The sequence below is a fragment of the Streptomyces sp. NPDC002181 genome, assembly GCF_042890485.1.
GTDB lineage: Bacteria > Actinomycetota > Actinomycetes > Streptomycetales > Streptomycetaceae > Streptomyces.
Map to the genome: position 1 here is coordinate 218,295 of NZ_JBIASC010000011.1, position 18,355 is coordinate 236,649.

20 protein-coding genes are annotated in these 18,355 nt (G+C 71.7%); 10 read left to right on the forward strand and 10 right to left on the reverse strand.

Annotated features, from left to right (window positions below; translation table 11 throughout):
- Window positions 1-63: 63 nt before the first annotated feature.
- Window positions 64-1,248: a DUF3344 domain-containing protein gene (locus ACFYXV_RS25485; RefSeq protein WP_385477257.1), complete on the reverse strand. Its 1,185-nt coding sequence runs from the start codon at window positions 1,246-1,248 to the stop codon at window positions 64-66.
- 102 nt (window positions 1,249-1,350) lie between these two features.
- On the opposite strand from ACFYXV_RS25485, the gene ACFYXV_RS25490 reads away from it, so the two are divergent.
- The 5 genes from ACFYXV_RS25490 to ACFYXV_RS25510 all read left to right on the forward strand — a co-directional run bounded on the left by ACFYXV_RS25490 (window position 1,351) and on the right by ACFYXV_RS25510 (window position 4,483).
- Window positions 1,351-1,593, forward strand: coding sequence for a chaplin (locus ACFYXV_RS25490; RefSeq protein ID WP_385477255.1), 243 nt, complete (start codon window positions 1,351-1,353; stop codon window positions 1,591-1,593).
- 142 nt (window positions 1,594-1,735) lie between these two features.
- The gene (locus tag ACFYXV_RS25495; protein ID WP_385477252.1) at window positions 1,736-2,146 is read left to right on the forward strand and encodes a rodlin; all 411 of its coding nucleotides are present in this window, start codon (window positions 1,736-1,738) and stop codon (window positions 2,144-2,146) included.
- A gap of 245 nt (window positions 2,147-2,391) precedes the next feature.
- Entirely contained in the window at window positions 2,392-2,625 is a 234-nt protein-coding gene (locus ACFYXV_RS25500; RefSeq protein WP_366100511.1) for a chaplin, read from the forward strand.
- Between the two features lie 119 nt (window positions 2,626-2,744).
- Window positions 2,745-3,968 (forward strand): chaplin, encoded by a 1,224-nt coding sequence (locus tag ACFYXV_RS25505; RefSeq protein ID WP_389384120.1) that lies wholly within the window; start codon window positions 2,745-2,747, stop codon window positions 3,966-3,968.
- A gap of 167 nt (window positions 3,969-4,135) precedes the next feature.
- On the forward strand, window positions 4,136-4,483 hold the full coding sequence (locus tag ACFYXV_RS25510) for a hypothetical protein (RefSeq protein WP_385473783.1): 348 nt from the start codon (window positions 4,136-4,138) through the stop codon (window positions 4,481-4,483).
- 119 nt (window positions 4,484-4,602) lie between these two features.
- On the opposite strand, the gene ACFYXV_RS25515 is transcribed toward ACFYXV_RS25510, so the two are convergent.
- On the reverse strand, window positions 4,603-4,842 hold the full coding sequence (locus tag ACFYXV_RS25515) for a chaplin (RefSeq protein ID WP_385473781.1): 240 nt from the start codon (window positions 4,840-4,842) through the stop codon (window positions 4,603-4,605).
- 166 nt (window positions 4,843-5,008) lie between these two features.
- Entirely contained in the window at window positions 5,009-5,620 is a 612-nt protein-coding gene (locus ACFYXV_RS25520; RefSeq protein ID WP_389384121.1) for a hypothetical protein, read from the reverse strand.
- A 279-nt stretch (window positions 5,621-5,899) separates the two neighbouring features.
- Here ACFYXV_RS25520 and ACFYXV_RS25525 point away from each other — a divergent pair, with 279 nt between their 5' ends.
- On the forward strand, window positions 5,900-6,310 hold the full coding sequence (locus ACFYXV_RS25525) for a rodlin (protein ID WP_385473787.1): 411 nt from the start codon (window positions 5,900-5,902) through the stop codon (window positions 6,308-6,310).
- A 107-nt stretch (window positions 6,311-6,417) separates the two neighbouring features.
- Here ACFYXV_RS25525 and ACFYXV_RS25530 read toward each other — a convergent pair whose 3' ends face one another.
- Window positions 6,418-7,059: a vitamin K epoxide reductase family protein gene (locus ACFYXV_RS25530; RefSeq protein ID WP_385473777.1), complete on the reverse strand. Its 642-nt coding sequence runs from the start codon at window positions 7,057-7,059 to the stop codon at window positions 6,418-6,420.
- 192 nt (window positions 7,060-7,251) lie between these two features.
- Between ACFYXV_RS25530 and ACFYXV_RS25535 the strand changes: the two genes are divergently transcribed.
- The gene (locus ACFYXV_RS25535; protein ID WP_389384122.1) at window positions 7,252-8,034 is read left to right on the forward strand and encodes a DUF6227 family protein; all 783 of its coding nucleotides are present in this window, start codon (window positions 7,252-7,254) and stop codon (window positions 8,032-8,034) included.
- 51 nt (window positions 8,035-8,085) lie between these two features.
- On the opposite strand, the gene pfkB is transcribed toward ACFYXV_RS25535, so the two are convergent.
- The 3 genes from pfkB to ACFYXV_RS25550 form a co-directional block, all read right to left on the reverse strand.
- Window positions 8,086-9,036, reverse strand: a complete 951-nt coding sequence (gene pfkB / locus ACFYXV_RS25540) for a 1-phosphofructokinase (RefSeq protein WP_385473773.1) — start codon at window positions 9,034-9,036, stop codon at window positions 8,086-8,088.
- A complete protein-coding gene (locus tag ACFYXV_RS25545) occupies window positions 9,033-9,791 on the reverse strand; it encodes a DeoR/GlpR family DNA-binding transcription regulator (RefSeq protein WP_385473771.1) in 759 nt (252 codons plus the stop codon). Before ACFYXV_RS25545 ends, pfkB begins: the two co-directional genes overlap by 4 nt.
- Before the next feature lie 120 nt (window positions 9,792-9,911).
- Window positions 9,912-11,396, reverse strand: coding sequence for an MFS transporter (locus ACFYXV_RS25550; protein WP_385473769.1), 1,485 nt, complete (start codon window positions 11,394-11,396; stop codon window positions 9,912-9,914).
- A 64-nt stretch (window positions 11,397-11,460) separates the two neighbouring features.
- Here ACFYXV_RS25550 and ACFYXV_RS25555 point away from each other — a divergent pair, with 64 nt between their 5' ends.
- Window positions 11,461-12,429, forward strand: a complete 969-nt coding sequence (locus tag ACFYXV_RS25555; protein ID WP_385473767.1) for a helix-turn-helix transcriptional regulator — start codon at window positions 11,461-11,463, stop codon at window positions 12,427-12,429.
- Between the two features lie 87 nt (window positions 12,430-12,516).
- Here ACFYXV_RS25555 and ACFYXV_RS25560 read toward each other — a convergent pair whose 3' ends face one another.
- From ACFYXV_RS25560 to ACFYXV_RS25570, 3 genes are all read right to left on the reverse strand, one after another.
- Complete coding sequence (locus tag ACFYXV_RS25560) at window positions 12,517-13,494, reverse strand: RNA polymerase sigma factor RpoD/SigA (protein ID WP_383337906.1); 978 nt, start codon at window positions 13,492-13,494, stop codon at window positions 12,517-12,519.
- A gap of 435 nt (window positions 13,495-13,929) precedes the next feature.
- A complete protein-coding gene (locus ACFYXV_RS25565; protein WP_385473764.1) occupies window positions 13,930-15,468 on the reverse strand; it encodes an MFS transporter in 1,539 nt (512 codons plus the stop codon).
- A 92-nt stretch (window positions 15,469-15,560) separates the two neighbouring features.
- The gene (locus tag ACFYXV_RS25570; RefSeq protein ID WP_389384123.1) at window positions 15,561-16,313 is read right to left on the reverse strand and encodes a TetR/AcrR family transcriptional regulator; all 753 of its coding nucleotides are present in this window, start codon (window positions 16,311-16,313) and stop codon (window positions 15,561-15,563) included.
- A gap of 246 nt (window positions 16,314-16,559) precedes the next feature.
- On the opposite strand from ACFYXV_RS25570, the gene ACFYXV_RS25575 reads away from it, so the two are divergent.
- Both ACFYXV_RS25575 and ACFYXV_RS25580 read left to right on the forward strand, forming a co-directional pair.
- On the forward strand, window positions 16,560-17,837 hold the full coding sequence (locus tag ACFYXV_RS25575) for a M6 family metalloprotease domain-containing protein (protein WP_385473760.1): 1,278 nt from the start codon (window positions 16,560-16,562) through the stop codon (window positions 17,835-17,837).
- A gap of 31 nt (window positions 17,838-17,868) precedes the next feature.
- Window positions 17,869-18,351, forward strand: coding sequence for a RidA family protein (locus ACFYXV_RS25580; protein ID WP_385473758.1), 483 nt, complete (start codon window positions 17,869-17,871; stop codon window positions 18,349-18,351).
- The last annotated feature ends 4 nt before the right edge of the window (window positions 18,352-18,355 follow it).

The window sequence follows — 18,355 nt, forward strand, 5'->3', positions numbered from 1 at the left end:
ACCCGCGCACGGGAGGGCTGCGCGGGGGGAGGCTGTGTCGGCACGCGGAGTGGTCTCCTACGTTCAGCGGCGCGCGTCTGTCTGAACGAAGAGCACGCCGAGGAATTGACCCTGGCTTTCGCCCGCGAACCTGAAGCTCAGGCTGCGGGCGCCACCGGACAGGGCGGGACTCAGGTCGAACACGTCCGCGTCATATCCGAGATTATTCATATGTTCGGGCTGTCGCACGAACGAGGGATCTCCGAATTCCGTGATCGTGGAATTCATAACATCATTAAAAGGATTTTCGGCATCGCTGATGTCGACCCGGCGGCCACTGTCGGAGGTCACCGTGAGCGAGTCCCCCAGCGTCCCGCGGTCCCCGTCGTACGCGACCACCCCGGCCTTCCCGGCGGAACCGGCGGCCGCGTCCAGGCCGGCGATCTCGACCGTGTCGGCGGCACCCGGGCCGGCGCCCGCCGCGATCTGCTCGAAGCCGTCCCACACCGAGATCCGGCGCACCGGCTCCTGCGGGTGCTCGTACGCCACGACCAGCGTCCAGCCGCCCCAGGCACCCACCTCGGAGTGGCCCATCGCGATGTTCAGCTGGGCCACCGTCCACATCCCGGCGCCGCCCTTGCGGACCATCGGGGTCACGTCCGCCGAGGCCTGGTAGGCATCGCTGCCCGCGTCCGCCCGGTGGCCGATCACCGTGTCGGCGAGGACCTCCTTGTAGGCCCCGCCCGGCTCGGCGACCAGCACCCGGCCGTTGTCCTCCGGCGGCTTCTGCTCACCCACCCGCAGGTTCCCGCCCCAGTACAGGCGGGCGTACGAGACCTTCGCGCCCTGGGGGACCTTGAGCTCGGCCCGGGTGGAGTTGTAGGTGTCCGGGTCCTTGTCGACCTCGCTGTAGAACATGTCGAAATCGCCGTTGACCCCCGCCGCCCCCCGGTTGACCTCGGTGCACGGCTCGGCGTCCGCCGCCTCCTCGCGGCGGCAGGCGATGGAGGAGTTGGAAGCGCGGACCAGCCCGCCGCGCTGGACGGCCTGGTAACGCTGCGCGAAGGGGACCTTGGCCATTTCCCGCGCGGCGGGGGCGGCGGGGCCCGGCGGGGCGGCCGCGGCGGGGACGTTCGCCGAAAGTACGAGGCAGGACAGCAGGCCGAGCGTGCCGAGGATTCCGCGGGACGAACCCATGACCCTGTCTCCATTTTCGATCAAGGGGACAAAACAGAAGTGAACTTTGTCAGAAAGCAGGCGGGAAATCACGCCGGACTCGCTCGTACGGCCTTTTGGGCGATAACACGCACCCTCACAGGCGGCGGGTCGTTATGCGGTGCACCATTGTTCGAACCGAAAGGAAAAACGGAGATGAAGAAGAGGCTGATGCGCGTCACCACCCTGGCGGCCGCCGGCACTGCGGTGCTGATGGGCGGCGCGGGCCTCGCCTCCGCGGACTCGGCGGCCAACGGCATCGCGGCGGGGTCCCCCGGCGTGCTGAGCGGCAACCTGGTCCAGGTCCCGGTCCACGTCCCCGTCAACGTCTGCGGCGTCACGGCGAACCTGGTGGGCGCACTGAACCCGGCGTTCGGCAACACCTGCGTCAACGCCTGACCGACGGTCCGACTGTCAGCCGAACCGTCAATCAGGCCGCTCGAAACCAAGGCATCCGAGTGAAGCCACGCAACCCGAACCGGGACGGGGCCGTTGATCCGGGTGCTCCACCACCGGGCAATCCAGCTAAAAAGGGACGACAATGATCAAGAAGATGATGGCAACTGCGGCTGCCGCAGCCTCGGTCGTGGGCATCGGTGCCGCCATGGCCCCTCAGGCGATGGCCATCGGCAACGACAACGGCATCAACACCGTCAACGGCAACGGCGCCTCGCAGATCTACGGCAACCAGGCCACCTACGGCAACATGAGCCCCCAGATGGCGCTCATCCAGGGCTCGTTCAACAAGCCCTGCATCGCGCTGCCGGCCAAGGTCAACGCCCAGTCGGTCCTCGCGCTCCTCAACGTCGGCGTCCAGGACATCCCGATCCTGTCCAACCCGATGAACCAGCAGTGCACCGAGAACTCCACCCAGGCCAAGGGCGACGAGCCGCTCTCCCACATCCTGGACAACATCCCGGTCCTGTCGGGCAACGCCTCCGCCGGCAGCTGACCGCAGCCCGCGCAAGCGAGGCCGCCGCACCCTCCGGGTCGCGGCGGCCTCGCCGCTTGTCCACACCGCGCACACGCCCCTCCCACCCGCGCCGCGAATAGCGCGTAAATCCGTCGCGAATTCCGGGCGGCGTACGCGTGGGTGAATTCGCGGAGCCACTCGCGAAAATCTCCGGTTTCTTTTTCCGGACCCACTCGTTGTTATTTCTGCAGTGGACACGCCCCTGCGGGAAGGATCGAAAACAAATGACGTACAAGAAGGCAGTGGTGCTGGCCGCCGGCGTTCTCATGGCCGCCGGTGCCGCCTCGCCCGCCATGGCCGACTCGGCTGCCGACGGCAAGGCCATCGGCTCCCCCGGCGTGCTCTCCGGGAACCTCGTCCAGGTTCCGGTGCACGTCCCGGTCAACGTCTGCGGCAACACCGTCAACGTGATCGCCCTGCTGAACCCCGCGTTCGGCAACACCTGCGTCAACGCCTGACGAAGCGCCCGCCCGCCAGGGCAAACCTCCTCGGGGTGGCCTCGGAGTGCACGGCGGTGCACTCCGAGGCCACCTTCGATCCAGCACCGGCGGGAGTGCCGGTAGACAGGGAAGGACCCATGCGACAGGTACTGAGCCGACAGGTACTGGGCAAGGGGGTGCTCACGGCGGCGGCCGCCTCAAGCCTGCTGTCGATCGCGACCGGCGCGGCCTACGCGCACCCGGGGGCGATGGCCGAGGCCTCGCATTCACCGGGCGTGCTGTCCGGCAACAGCGTCTCGGTACCGATCACCCTCTCGCCGAACGTGTGCGGCAACAGCGTGGACGGCGGAGCGGCGCTCAACCCCTCGATGGGGAACACGTGCGCCACCACGACCGGCTCGGACGCCCACGGCGCCGACCGCGATTACGAGCGCTACCTCGGCCCGGAACACGCCGAGGCCTTCGAGCGCTACCTCGAAGAGCACCAGGGCGGCCGGCACGCGCTGCCCGAGCAGCGCCACGAGGAGCCGCGCTACGAGGACGTCCGTCACCACGCACCGCGGCACGCGGCCCCCCGGTACGAGGAGCCGCGCGACGAGGGCGGCTACGGGGGCTCGGACGAGGAGGAGTGCGACGACCATCCGCACGCCCTCCCCGCACCGGCGCCGGTAGCCCACCACGCTCCCCCGGCTCCCGAGCGGCCGCAGCCGCGGCCCCACCCGAAGCCGCAGCCCAAGCCGCAGCCGAAGCCGGAGGCGGAGCACCCGGCCCCGAAGCCCGCGCCGAAGCCGCACCCCGCGCCGAAGCCCGTCCCCCACCCGGCGCCGAAGCCCCCGGCCCACGAGGTGCCCGCGCCGCCACGGCCCGCGCCGGCCCCGGTCCCCGCCCCGGCTCCGGTTCCGCTGCCGGCCCCGGTCCACGAGGCGCCCGTCCCGCTCCCCGCTCCGGTTCCGGGCCCCGTCCCGGTCGCGGAGGCGCCCCGACCGCTTCCGGCCCCCGCGCCGGTCGCCGAGGAGGCCCCCGTACCGGCGCCGCCGCACGGCAGCCGGTTCGAGGAGCACCCGGCTCCCGCCCCGGCGCCCGAGGTCGTCCGTCCCGCCGACCAGCCGCCGGCCGCCCCCGCCGGTGACACCCCGATCCACCCGGCGCCCGCGCCGGCCCCCGCCCCGGCTCCCGTACCGGTGACCCCGGAGACCCCGGCCGCGCCGGCCCCCGTACCGGCTCCGGCGCCCGCTCCGGCGCATGCGTCCGCTCCGGAACTCGCCGCCACGGGCGCGGGCCGGCCCGGCGCGGCGGCCGCCCTCGCCTCGGCGCTGATCCTGGGCGGCGCCATTCTGTACCGGAGGTCCCGAAACGCCTGACCGGCAATACCGGTAATCGGAAGAAATATCGGCCGGAGAATCCCTTGTCGGGATCTCCGGCCGTTGCCGTACGCGTTTCCGGAGCGGCGGGGAATCGTTACCCAGGACGAAAGCGGCGTGACGGTCTGCGCTGACACCTCTGTCCACGAAAGAAGAGGATTTCGATAATGAAGCTCACGAAGGTCGCCGCGGTCATCGCCGGCTCCGTTGCGGCGCTCGGCGCCTCCGCTCCCGCCTTCGCGGCCGCGGCGCCGGTCGCGATGCCCCCCATGAGCCTGACGAGCGGAGCCACCGAGGCCGTCAACTCCCTCGCCCCGGTCACCGAGTCGCTCCCGCAGACCCTGAACAACGGGGTGGCCGAGCAGGGCGAGACCGTCACCAAGGTCGTGGACACCGCCCAGCGCGTCAACAAGGTCCGCAACGATGCTCCGGGCGAGGTGCTCAAGGTGGCGAACGGGGCCACGGAGGCCTCCCCGCTCCTCGGCGGCGTCAAGCTCAACGGCGGGGCCCACTGAGCCGGTCCGGTCCCCCGCCCCCGGCGGGATCCGCGGGATCAGCGGGATCAGCGGAGAAAAAAACTGTGGGCGCCACCGGCGAGGCCGGTGGCGCCCACAGTCAGGTGTGCCGACTGACGTCAGTCGTTGACGCAGACGTTGCCGAACGCGGGGTTCAGCAGGCCGATCACGTTGACGGAGTTGCCGCAGACGTTGACGGGCACGTGGACCGGGACCTGGGCCAGGTTGCCCGAGAGGACACCGGGCGAACCCACGGCCGCGCCCTCGGCCGACGAGTCGGCCATGGCGGAGCCGGCGGCACCGGCCGCAGCGAGACCGGCGGAGGCCAGGACCAGGGCGGCCTTCTTGGCAGAGTTCATGGGAAGTGCACCTTCTGTTCGATGTTCTGCCCCACGCGGGGCTCACACCGAGCGAAACGGTCCAGCGTCCCGTACGACACGGCCCCGCGCGCAATCAGACCTGTTCAGCTCAATAGTCGTAACCGCGCGCGGTTTTCGGCCGTTCGTCTGCGATCATGCCTCCCCGCTACGGGAGGTCGGGGAGCTCCGGCTCGATCTCCGCCGGCGTCAGGGCCGGCTTGGCCGGCTTGAACGGCGTGAACGGCTTGAACGGACTGAACGGCTTGACCGGCTTGACCGGACTGACCGGCTTGACCGGACTGGCCGGCTTCAGCGGGACCGCGGGCAACGCCGGCGCGGCCGGCTTGGAGACCGGGGCCGCCGGGGCCGCCGGAGCCGCCGGCTGGGAAACGGGGATCTCGGGGATGTCCGGGATCTCGGGGACGGAGGGGATCTCGGGAAGGGCCGGGATCGGCAGCGCCGGGATGTCCGGAATCGCCGGCAGGTTCGGCAGGGACGGCAGCGAGATCGGCGGGAGCTTCACCCCCGGCAGGAGCCCCTCCAGGGACTTCGTGATCCCGTCGAGGATCGCGGTGATCTGCGCGAGGAGGTCGTCGAGCGGCCCGGCGGCCGCCGCGCGGCGGTCGACCTGCTGCTGGACGGCCGCGATCCTGTTCCGGACGGCGGCGGCCGTGTCACCGTCCGCGGCGCCCGCGGGGGCGGCCGCGCCGGAGAGTATGACGACGGCGAGGGCCGACGGGACGAGGACGCGGACGCGGGACGGCTTCGTGCGGTGCATGGCGGTTCCTTCGGTGGTCGCACAGAGGCGGACCCGAGCGATCCGCTTCCTCACCCACCGTGCGAACACCTTGCACGGAGCGCAACCGGACCCGGGGCGCCGCCCCTCCCTGGGCGCTGCGTACGGGCTTCGCGCACGCGTCCGCAGAAGGCTCACCCGGGACGGGGAAATCCTCGGCCGCGGCGGGCCGTTTGAGTGAAGCAGCGGAACCAACCCCCGGGGAGGGCAGTTGACCAGGGCGCTCCACTAGCGGGCACTCGTGCGACAAAAGGACCAATGATGCTCAAGAAGATCATGACTGCTGCCGCGGTCACCGCCGCCGCCGTCGGCGCGGGCGCTGCTGTCGCGGCCCCGGCCATGGCCATCGGCAACGACAACGGGATCAACACCGTCAACGGGAACGGTGCTCAGCAGATCTACGGCAACCAGAAGACCGAAGGCCCGATGAGCCCGCAGCTCGGCCTGGTCCAGGGCACCCTCAACAAGCCCTGCATCGGTCTGCCGGTCAAGGTCAACGCGCAGTCGATCCTCGCCCTCATCAACGTCGGTGTCCAGGACGTCAACGTCCTGTCCAACCCGATGAACCAGCAGTGCACCGAGAACTCCACCCAGGCCAAGGGCGACGAGCCGCTCTCCCACATCCTGGACAACATCCCGGTCCTGTCGGGCAACGGCTCCATCGGCAGCTGATCTCCGCTCCCCTGCTTTCCGCGGTCCGGGCCCGTCGGGCCCGTGGAGCGATGTGACGAGGGCCCCGGCAGCGTCCAGCTGCCGGGGCCCTCGGGCGTGCGGGGCCGTCAGCCGGTCCAGAACTCCCACCACCGGGTGAGGATCAGCATCCCGATCACGCCGATGTGCAGGGCGGGCGGGGCCCAGCCGAATTCGGTGAAGAAGGTGCGGACGGGGCCGGGGGCGGGCAGCGCGCCCGTACGGACGTTGTACGCGGTGACGGCCCAGAACATCAGCAGGGTCGCCGTCCACGTCAGGCAGCACCACAGGCAGAGCGCGTTGATCTCGTACAGGGACTGGACCATCAGCCAGGTGCAGAAGCCGACCCCGAAGAGCATCCCGGCGTTCAGTCCCAGCCAGAACCAGCCGCGGTGACGGGCGCCTGCCAGCAGGCCCGCGCCGACGCACACGACGGCCCCGAACGCGACGAGCCCCAGCAGGGGGTTGGGGAACCCGAAGACCGCCGCCTGGTCGCTCTTCATGACGCTGCCGCAGGAGACCACCGGGTTCAGACTGCAGGCGGGCTTGAAGTCCGGGTCCTCCAGCAGGAGGAACTTGTCGAGGGTGATCACCCAGGAGGCCAGCACCCCGGCGGCCCCGGTGAGCACCAGCAGCCAGGCGGGTGCCCGGCGCCCGGACTCCGGTTCACCCTCGTCTCGACTGGAGGACAGTCCCTGTTGGCGGGGAAGGCCCACTGTTTTCGTTGCCATACGGCCCATGTTCCCGCGCTCCGGCACAGACCCGGGCGAACCATGCACATCCCGGGCCAAGTTGACCTGAAGGTGTGGCGGGAACCCCTGATGCTTCCCGGACGTTTTACCGAACCCCGGACGTGATGTCAGAGCCAGGGGCTACGTTGAGCTTCCGCGAAGTCACAAGCTGCGACGGCCTGGAGACCCACCTTGAGCGATCCGTACGAGACAACCGAGGCGCACCTCGATCGACTCCTGGGCCGCGCCCTCAACTCCTTCGACCTGCCGGACCGGTTGGTCGAGCGCCTCGGTACGGCGCTCGCCCACAGCTCCTCGCTGTACGCCACCCACCGCAGTCCGGCGGCGGGCCTGTGGCGGGAGACCCACCGGCACACGTACCTGCTGTCCGACGGCGATTCGGCGTCCCTGTGGGAGCTGGTGTACCGGCTGGTGGGCGACCGGACGATCCGGCACGAGGTCTTCGTGAGCAAGGCGGAGGCCTGCCTGGCGGTGGCCAGGCTGTTCGGCGAGGCCCCGGCGGAGGCGGCGTTCGACCCGGATCTGGATCCGGCGCTCGCGGCCGCCGAGGAGGAGCCGGACGCCACCGCGGCGGGGCTGAGCGCGCTGTTCGCGGCCACTGCGCCGGCGCGTCGCCACCGGGAGTACGCGGTGGAGGAGTCCGCCGACCACGCCCGCCGGGTGCTGCGGCGCGCGGAGAACCCGGACCGGCCCGGCGCGGGGACGGCCCTGCTGCTGCGGTCGGCGTACGCGCACCGGATCACCCAGGCGTTCGGGACCCGGCCGTTCACGGCGGACGGGCGGGGCGGGGGCTTCAACCTGTACGAGCACTCGTTCGTCCTGCTGGACGGCAGCGAGCTCAGCCTGTGGGAGGTCGAGCACACGGCGACGCCGGACGGGCGGCACATGTGCGAGGTGTACGAGAGCGAGGCGGCCGCCCGCGGCGCGATGGAGCTGCGCGCGCGGGTGCGATGACCCGCGCGGGTGCGATGACCTCTGCCCCGCGCGCGAGTGCGTGACCCCGGTTCAGGGAAGTGCGGGAGCGGAGAGGCGGAGCTCCGGGGACGGGTTCTGCGTGATGTGGACCGCCTCCGGGCGCAGGTCCGCCGGGGCCGGCATGACGCTGCCCGGGAGCCGGACCGCCGCCGCGCCGTGGGCCAGGGCCGAGGCGAGGGCCTTGGGGCCGGTTCCGCCGGCGATCAGGAACCCGGCCAGGGAGGCGTCTCCCGCCCCCACGTCGCTGCGGACGGCGGTCACGGGGGCGGTGCCGTGGAAGGTGCCCTCGGTGCTCACCAGGAGCTGTCCGTCCGCGCCGAGCGAGGCGAGCACCGCGCCCGCGCCCCGGGAGCGGAGCTCCTGGGCCGCCCGGGTGACCTCGCCGAGGGTGGCCAGCGGGCGGCCGACCGCCTGGGCGAGCTCCGAGGCGTTCGGCTTGACCAGGTCCGGGCGGGCGGCGAGGGCTGCGGTCAGCGCCGGGCCCGAGGTGTCGAGGGCCACCCGGGCGCCGGCCTCGCGGCCGCGGGCGACCAGGCCGGCGTACCAGTCGGGGGCCAGGCCGCGCGGGAGGCTGCCGCAGGCCGCGATCCATTCGGGGTGGCCGGCGGCGGTGCGGACGGTCTCCAGCAGCAGGGCGGACTCCTCCGCAGTGAGTTCGGGGCCCGGTGCGTTGATCTTGGTGAGGGTGCCGTCCGGTTCGACGAGCGCGATGTTGGAGCGGGTCTGCCCGGCGACGGTCACCGCCGTGACGTCCACGCCCTGTACGCCCAGCAGTTCGGCGATCACCGCGCCCGCGATGCCGCCGAGCGGGAGGACCGCCGTCGTGAGGACTCCCGCGGCGGCCACCGCGCGGGAGACGTTGACCCCCTTGCCCCCGGGGTCGACGCGGTCGCCCGTGGCACGCAGCACCGCGCCCCGGCCGAGCGAGGGGACCTCGTACGTCCGGTCGAGGGAGGGGTTCGGGGTGACGGTGAGGATCATACGAGCACGACTTCCGTACCGGCGGCCTCGATGGCCGCCTGCTGGGCAGGGGCGAGCCCCTGGTCGGTGATCAGGAGGTCCACGTCCGCGAAGGAGCCGAAGCACGCGAAGTGCTCCCGGTCGGCCTTCGAGGAGTCGGCGAGCAGCACCACCCGGCGGGCGGCTGTCATCGCGGCCCGCTTGACGGCGGCTTCCGCGAGGTCGGGGGTGAAGAGGCCGTGCGCCGAGAAGCCGTTGGCGGCGAGGAAGGCGACGTCGGCGCGGATCTCGGCGTAGGCGCGCAGCGCCCAGGCGTCGACGGCGGCCCGGGTGCGGTGGCGGACGCGGCCGCCGACGAGGTGGAGGTCGATGCCGGCGTGGTCGGCGAGGCGGGCGGCGGCGGGCAGCGCGTGGGTGACCACGGTGAGCGCGGTGTCGACGGGTAGGGCTGCGGCGAGGCGGGCGACGGTGCTGCCCGCGTCGAGGACGATGCTCCCGCCCCCGGGGATCTCGGCGAGGGCGGCGGCCGCGATGCGGTCCTTCTCGTCGGCGCGGGTGGCCTCGCGTTCGGTGAGGTCCGGTTCGAAGTCGAGGCGGCCGGCCGGGATGGCCCCGCCGTGCACGCGGCGGACCAGGCCGGCCCGGTCCAGGGCGTTCAGGTCGCGGCGCACGGTCTCGGCGGTGACCTGGAAGCGGTCGGCGAGGGAGAGGACGTCGATCCGGCCCGCCTCGCGGGCGAGCCGGAGGATCTCCTGTTGACGCTCCGGTGCGTACATGTGGGTTCGCGTCCGTTTCTGCGGATTACCCCCCACTTTACGCCGATATCAGGGCATACAAAACCAAACGGGCATGTCCGCCAACAGAAGCGGACACGCCCGGAGGGGGTTCGGGAGGAGCTAGCCGACCGGGACGGTCTCGGAGGCGGGGGCCTGCGTTCCGCCCTCGCGCTCCTCCATCGGGATCTGCTTGCGCGGCAGCACGAACATCACCGCGAAGATCACGACGAGCACCGCCACGACCCACCACAGCGCGCCGCGGAAGGCGTCGACGTACGGCGCGCCGAGGACGCGGTCGTCCGCGATCGACCCGAAGAAGACGACGGAGGTCAGCGCGAGGCCGAGCGCGTTGCCCATCTGGCCGGTGGTGTTGATCAGTCCGGAAGCCGAGCCGGCGTGCTCGCGCGGCACCTGGGACAGGATGGTGTCGTTCAGCGGGGCGACGATCAGGCCCATGCCGATGCCCATGACGATCAGCGGCGCGGCCATCTGCCAGGAGGCGATCCCCATGCCGTAGTGCCGCGACTCCCAGATGTAGAGGAGCAGACCCGCGGCCATGGTCAGCGCGCCGGCCTGGAGCACCTTGCGGCCGAACCGCGGGACGAGCTTCTCGACCGAGAGGCCGGCGGCGACGGAGACGGCGATGGAGAAGGGGATGCCGGTGGTACCGGCGCGCAGCGGGCTCCAGCCGAGGCCCATCTGCATGTAGAGCGTCCAGACGAGGAAGAAGATGCCGGTCGCCAGGCCGAAGGCCAGCTGGACCGTGATGCCGCCGGCGAAGCTCTTGATCCGGAAGAGGGAGAGCTCGACGAGCGGGGAGCCGTCCTTCTTGATCTTGTACTTCTCGTACGCGATGAAGGCGGCGAAGACCAGCGGTGAGGCGATCATGCAGATGAAGCCCCACAGCGGCCAGCCGTTCTCGCGGCCCTGGGTGAGCGGGAAGATCAGCATGACCAGGGCGAGGGTGGCGAGGACCATGCCGACCAGGTCGAGGCGCAGGGCCTTGGGGGCCTTGGACTCCGAGATGAACTTGCGGCCCAGGATCACGGCGGCGATGCCGACGGGCAGGTTGATCAGGAAGATCGTGCGCCATTCGAGGCCGAAGAGGTTCCACTCGGTGAGCAGCGCGCCGAGCATCGGCCCCGAGACCGCGCCGAGGCCGACGATCGCGCCGAACATGCCGAACACCTTGCCGCGCTCGTGCGGCGGGAAGGTGACGTGGATGATCGCGAGTACCTGCGGCACCATCATGGCCGCCATGGCGCCCTGGAGGAGGCGCGAGGCGACGAGCATGCCGGGGTCGGCCGCGATGCCGCAGAGGAGCGAGGCGGCGGTGAATCCGGCGACGCCGACGAGGAAGAGGCGCCGGCGTCCGTAGATGTCCCCGAGACGGCCGCCCGTGATGAGGCCCGCGGCGAAGGCGAGCGCGTAGCCGGCGGTGATCCACTGGATCGCGCTGGTGGAGGCGCCGAAGTCCTGGCGCATGCTGGGTATCGCGATGTTGACGATCGTGACGTCGACCAGGTCCATGAAGGACGCGGTCATCACGATGGCTAGCGCCAGCCAGCGGCGGCGATCGGCGGGCGAGGTGGTCTCGGAGGTCATGGAAGAAAACTTAGACGCCATCTAGGCCAGATGGTGTCCTATTTCCCATGGCAATGTGGATCGTATGACCGACACCCCGGCACGGCTGCTGACCCTGCTCTCCCTGCTCCAGACCCCGCGCGAATGGCCCGGGAGCGAGCTGGCGGAGCGGCTGCGGGTGAGCCCGCGCACGATCCGCCGCGACATCGAGCGGCTGCGGGAGCTGGGGTATCCCGTGGAGGCCACGCTGGGCGCGGAGGGCGGGTACCGGCTGGTGGCCGGGGCCGCGATGCCGCCGCTGCTGCTGGACGACGAGGAGGCGGTGGCGATCGCGGTGGGGCTGCGGGCGGGGGCCGGGCACGCCATCGAGGGGGTGGAGGAGGCGTCCGTACGGGCCCTCGCGAAGCTGGAGCAGGTCCTGCCGGGGCGGCTGCGGCGCCGGGTGGGCGCGCTGCAGTCGGCGACGATCGCGGTGACCCGGGGAGACGGGCCGAGCATCGACCCGCGGACGCTCACCACCATCGCGGCGGCGGTGGCGGGGCCCGAGCGGCTGCGGTTCGCGTACCGGGCGCGGGACGGGGCGGACTCGAAGCGGCTGGTGGAGCCGTACCGGCTGGTGAGCACCGGGAGCCGGTGGTACCTGGTGGCGTACGACCTGGACCGGGGGGACTGGCGGACCTTCCGGGTGGACCGGGTGGCGGAGCCGTTCGCGACGGGCGCCCGGTTCGCGCCGCGGGAGCTGCCGGTGGACGCGGCGGAGTTCGTACGGCGTGGGCTGCGGGGCGGGGAGACGTACGCGGTCGACGTGTCGTTCGGGGCCCCGGCCGAGGTGCTGCCGGGGTGGTTGCGCCAGCACGCGGAGCCCGTGGGCGGGGGCTGCCGGGTGCGGTTCTCCAGCGGGGACTCCCCGGAGTGGGTGGCGGCCCGGCTTGCGCTGACCGCCGTCCCCTTCACGGTGCACACCCCCGACTTCCTGGCCGCGGCGGCGCGCGCGCTGGCCTCCCGGCTCACGGCGGCCGTGGCCCCGGCGCCGGCCCCGGCTCCGCGCGCGTGAGTACGGACGGCGACCGCGGGTAGGGGGGAGCCCCCGGCGCCTGGGGGGGATAGGCACCGGGGGCTCGTTCGGGGGCGGTCGGCCGGGTCAGGCCACCGCGTCGAAGCCCGTGTCGCGGGCCATCCGCTTCAGCTCCAGCAGGGCGTGCTTCTCGATCTGCCGGATCCGCTCGCGGGTCAGTCCGTGCTGCTTGCCGACCTCCGTCAGGGTCCGCTCGCGGCCGTCGTCGATGCCGTACCGCATCTTGATGATGGACGCCGTGCGCTGGTCCAGCTTGCCCAGCAGGTCCTCCAGCTCCTCGCTGCGCAGGAGGGACAGGACGGACTGCTCGGGGGAGATCGCGGAGGTGTCCTCCAGGAGGTCGCCGAACTGCGTCTCGCCCTCGTCGTCCACCGCCATGTTCAGGCTGACCGGGTCGCGCGCCCAGTCCAGGACGTCGCCGACGCGCTTCTCCGTCGTGTCCAGCTCGGCGGCGATCTCGGCGTGCTCCGGGTCCCGGCCGTTCTCGCGGTTGAACTCGCGCTGCACGCGGCGGATCCGGCCGAGCTCCTCGACCAGGTGGACGGGGAGGCGGATGGTGCGGGACTGGTCGGCGATGGAGCGCGTGATGGCCTGGCGGATCCACCACGTCGCGTACGTGGAGAACTTGAAGCCCTTGGCGTAGTCGAACTTCTCGACGGCGCGCACCAGGCCGGCGTTGCCCTCCTGGATCAGGTCGAGCAGGGGCAGGCCACTGCGCGGATAGCGGCGGGCGACGGCCACGACGAGGCGCAGGTTCGAGCGGATGAAGATCTCCTTGGCCCGCTCCCCCTCGGCGGCGACGGCTTCCAGCTCCTCGCGGGCCGGGCTCTCGCCCTCGCGCTCTATCTCCCCGTCGAGGATCTGCCGGGCGTACACGCCCGCCTCGATGATCTGGGAGAGCTCCACTTCCTTGGCCGCGTCGAGCAGCGGGGTACGCGCGATCTCGTCGAGGTACATGCCCACCAGGTCGCGGTCGGCGATCTCCCCGCCCACAGCGCGGGCGCTGCCCCTGGACTGACTACGGGCGACGGCGCGGGTTGCCATGCGTGCTCCCTTGCAATGAGTTAGGTCGCGGTGCGGCTGCTGGAACGCGGGTGTGTCTTCGCGGTGCGTTCCTGGACACTCTCCCGAGTGCCCGCTTCCGAAGGAAACAACGACTGGAATCGGGACAGAATTCCCACGCCGGTCCCTCATTTTGGGGATCTTGCAGTATCCTGCCCCGCCACCGCGCTCACGTGACCGTCGTCACACCTCGCGGTAGGTGCCGTGGCTGCTCGCTCCACTCCTGAAGACGGCCGCCGCCCGCTTCCGGTTGCCTGGCCGGACCGGCGAATCACTGGATTCCCGACAAGCCGCCCATCCGACTCGAACCGGCACCTCCGCGGGTCGTCCGCGCCGGCCGGGAACGGACCGACCCCCTGTCGTTCACATGTGAACGACAGGGGGTCGTCAGTCATCCCCGGGGTTGCCCGAGCCGCGTCAGTGAGCGATCACCGGGATCTTCACCTCGGCGTCGGCGCCCGCGCCGTCACCGGAGGCCACCGGACCGCCGGCGCCCGGCCGGCCCGTGGTGATCAGCGTCAGGGCGATGGTCGCGCTGGCGACGAGGATGCCGACCGCCCACCAGATGGCGGAGGAGTAGCCCTCCACCATCGCCTGGGCCTGGACCAGCTTCGCCGCCGGACCGCCCGCCGCGGCCTCGGCCGCGTGGTCGGTCAGGTACGCGGTCGTCGCCGAGGCGGCGATCGTGTTCAGCAGCGCGGTGCCGATGGCGCCGCCCACCTGCTGCGAGGTGTTCACCATGGCGGAGGCGACACCGGCGTCGGCCGGGTTCACCCCGTGCGTGGCCAGCGACATGGCCGGCATGAACGCCGTACCCATGCCGAGGCCCAGCAGCAGCTGCGCCGGCAGGATCAGCGCCGGGTAGGAGGAGCCGACCTCCAGCTGGGTCAGCAGCAGCATGCCGGTGGCGGCGAGCAGGAAGCCCGGGCCCATCAGCAGCCGGGGCGCGACCCGGGTCATCAGACGGGCGCCGATCTGGGTGGAGCCCGTGATCATGCCCGCGATCATCGGCAGGAAGGCGAAACCGGTCTTGACCGGCGAGAAGCCCTTCACGACCTGGAGGTAGTACGTGAGGAACAGGAACAGTCCGAACATCGCGATGACGGCCAGGCCGAGCGAGAGGTAGACGCCGCCGCGGTTGCGCTCCAGCAGGACGCGCAGCGGGAGCAGCGGGGACTTCACGCGGGACTCGACGAACACGAAGGCCGCGAGCAGCAGGGCCGAGGAGACGAACATGCTCACGGTGAGCACGTCGGACCAGCCCGCCGACTCGGCGCGGGTGAAGCCGTAGACCAGCGCGACCAGACCCGTGGTCGAAAGGATCACGCCGGGGATGTCGAGCGGGGCGCGGTTCCGGCCGCCCGCGGGCTCACGGATGATCATCCACGCGCCCACGGCCGCGATGATCGCGAACGGGATGTTGACGAAGAAGGTCCAGCGCCAGTTCAGGTACTCGGTGAGGAAGCCGCCGAGGATCAGGCCGACGGCGCCGCCGCCGCCGGCGATCGCACCGTAGATGCCGAAGGCCTTGGCCCGTTCCTTGGCGTCGGTGAACATGACGGCCAGCAGCGAGAGCGCGGCCGGGGCCAGCAGCGCGCCGAAGGCACCCTGGAGGGCGCGGGCGCCCAGCATCATCGCCTCGCCGTTGGCGGCGCCGCCGAGCGCGGAGGCCAGGGCGAAGCCGATGAGGCCGACGATGAAGGCGTTCTTACGGCCCCACTTGTCGGCGATGCGGCCGCCGAAGAGCAGGAGTCCGCCGAAGGCCAGCGCGTACGCGGTGATGACCCACTGGCGGTTGCCGTCGGAGATGCCGAGGTCGGTCTGGGCGGACGGGAGGGCGATGTTCACGATCGTCGCGTCCAGGACGACCATCAGTTGGGCCAGGGCTATGAAGACGAGTGCCTTCCAGCGACTGGGATCGGCAGCCAGCGGCGCGGGCGCGGCTGTTTTTGACATGGGGGTACCCACTTACTGTGCGGAATGACTGAATTTATTGTCTTTGAAGCTTTTGGACGGGTTTACGACGCTAGCGGGCGCGACCCGGGGCGTCACATGGTTTTCTGCCTCAGGTCCTCAAGCGTGGCCGCCTCACCCGGCAGTTCGGAGCGGGCCGGCGCCCGCAACCCGTCCAGGAACAGCTGGAGATGACGGTGGACGAACCCGTCGACCGCCATGCACGAGATGCCCGGCAGGGGCCGGCTGAGCTGTGAGAGGGCGACCATCAGGTCGCCGACGCCGATGTCCGTGCGGACCAGCCCGGCTTCCTGGCCGGCGGCCACGAGGGTCTCGACGGCGGCCGCCAAGGCCTCGCGGGCCGCGATGAGTTCGGGGTGCTCGCCGTCGAAGTCGCCGGCGAGCATGGGGCACAGGGCGCCGATCCGCTCGTCCGCCGCGGCGTGCGTGAAGCGGCACAGCGCGGCGAAGGCGTCGGGCTCGCCGGCGAGGGCGTCCTCGGCCTGGACGACCACCCGGTCCATCACGAAGAGCACGACGTGGTGGACGAGGGCCGCCCGGTCGGGGAAGTGCCGGTAGAGGGTCGCGTTGCCGACGCCCGCCCGGCGGGCGATCTCGTCGAAGGGCGCCCCCGAGCCCTGCTCCACCAGCATCTCGCGCGCCGCCACCAGGATCCGCTCGCGGTTGCGCACGGCGTCCGCCCGCGGCCGCGGGACCGGGGTGGCCGCTGCGGCCGACGGCCCCGCCGGGTCCGACGACCCCGCCGGGCCCGCGGACGGCTCGGCCGACAGGTCCACGGCCGCCTCCGGGGCGGACAGGACCGCCGCCGAGGTGGTGGGGCGCTTCATGCGGGGCCTCCCTGGGCCTGGGTCTCCTGTCCGCTCCCCAAACGGGGAGTCGGTCCCCGCTTTGCGGGACTCCCTTACAAACGGGGATTGCGTCCCCGGTTATTTCACTCTCTTGTGTGACCTGGGTCACATGCCGGTTCCCGTTCGGACGTACCCGGCGCGCGGGCGCGCCGCAGCCGACGGAGGGTGATCGCACAGAGCGCAGTCCGGGCCCGGCCGGCTGCCGCGGACCCGAAGGCGATCTCCATGCCGCAGACCCGCCACCGGATACGCACACCACGCCGCGCCGGCGCGTACATCGGCCTCACCGTGCTGGCCCTCGGGATCACCGCGACCGCGAGCACCGGGATATCCAGCCGGGGCCAGTCCGCCGCCGGACCCGTGGCCACGAGCGCCGAGTCGGCGCTGGCGCCCTGCCGGATCACCGGCGCCATGGGCGTCCAGATGTCCGAGGGCCTGCCGACCCCGCCGGGGTACTCCCGCTCGACCGGCGAGGTCCGCGCGCTGAACCTGATGATCGACTTCCCGGACGCCAAGGGCGAGGGCACCGCGCTCGACCGCATGGCGGAGTTCTTCCCCCAGACCGCCGACTGGTTCCGCACCAGCTCGTACGGGCGGCTCACGTACCGGGCCGAGGCCCCGATAAGGACCTGGCTGCGGATGCCGATGCCGTTCGCCGCCTACGGGATCGAGCGCGGATCCGCGTACGAGCCCGGCTACCGCCAGCTCGTCGAGCACATCGCGAAGGCCGCGGACGCGGAGGTGGACTTCAGCCGCTACGACCTGGTCAACATCCTGGTCACACCGAACGCCGGACCGTCCGCCCTGGACACCGTGCTCTCCGTGACCTTCTCCGGGAACGCCGAGGCCCCGATGGCCGACGGCGTACCGCTCGCCAACACGTCCTTCGTCTACAGCCGCCAGGACGACGGCTCCGGCACGTACCGGGAGACCGGCTACCGGGTGCTCCCGCACGAGAACGGGCACGTCTTCGGACTGCCCGACCTCTACACCTCCGACGGCGGGGGCTCGGTCGGGCACTGGGACATCATGAGCGAGGACTGGGGAGCCAACAACGACCTGCTGGGCTGGCACAAGTGGAAGCTGGGCTGGCTGGACAGCTCGCAGATCAGCTGCGCCTCGAAATCCGGCGTCAGCGACCACACCCTGACCCCGCTGGCGGTGGAGGGCGGCACCAAGCTGGCCTTCGTACCGCTGTCGGAGACCGCCGGGTACGCGGTGGAGGTGCGCACCCGGGCCGGGAACGACGAGGCCGTCTGCAAACCCGGCGTACTGATCTACAAGGTGGACTCGCAGGTGGACACCGGGCGCGGGCCCGTCGCCGTCTCGGACAGCGCGATCGGCAGCGGGGGCTGCACCCGGCGGCCCAACGTGCACGGCGAACTGTCGGACGCGCCGTTCCGGCCGGGCGAAACCTTCACCGACGAGCAGAACGGCATCAGCGTCTCGGTGGTGGGAGAACTGCGCAACGGCAGCTTCCAGGTCCGCATCACCCGCCCCTGAGACCGCGCGACCGAACCGAGGAGAGAGCAGGATGACGACCGGTACCCCCGAGGAGCGGCTGGCCGCGGCCGGATTCACCCTCCCGAAGACCCTCGCCCCGCTGGGCGCGTACGTGCCCGCCCTGGTCAACGGGCACTACGTGTACACCTCCGGCCAGCTCCCGATGGTCGACGGCGCACTGCCGCTGACCGGGAAGGTCGGCGCCGGGGTGACCGAGGAGCAGGCCAAGGGGCTGGCGCGGCAGTGCGCACTGAACGCGCTCTCCGCGATCGCCTCGGTGGCCGGGGACCTGTCCGCCGTCAAGCGGGTGGTCAAGGTGGTCGGGTTCGTGGCCAGCGATCCGCGGTTCACCGGCCAGCCGGGCGTGGTCAACGGGGCCAGCGAGCTGTTCGGCACCGCCTTCGGGGACGCGGGCATCCACGTGCGCAGCGCGGTGGGCGTGGCGGTGCTGCCGCTGGACGCGCCGGTGGAGGTGGAGGTCGTCGTCGAGCTGCACACCCCGATGGGCGTGTGAGGCC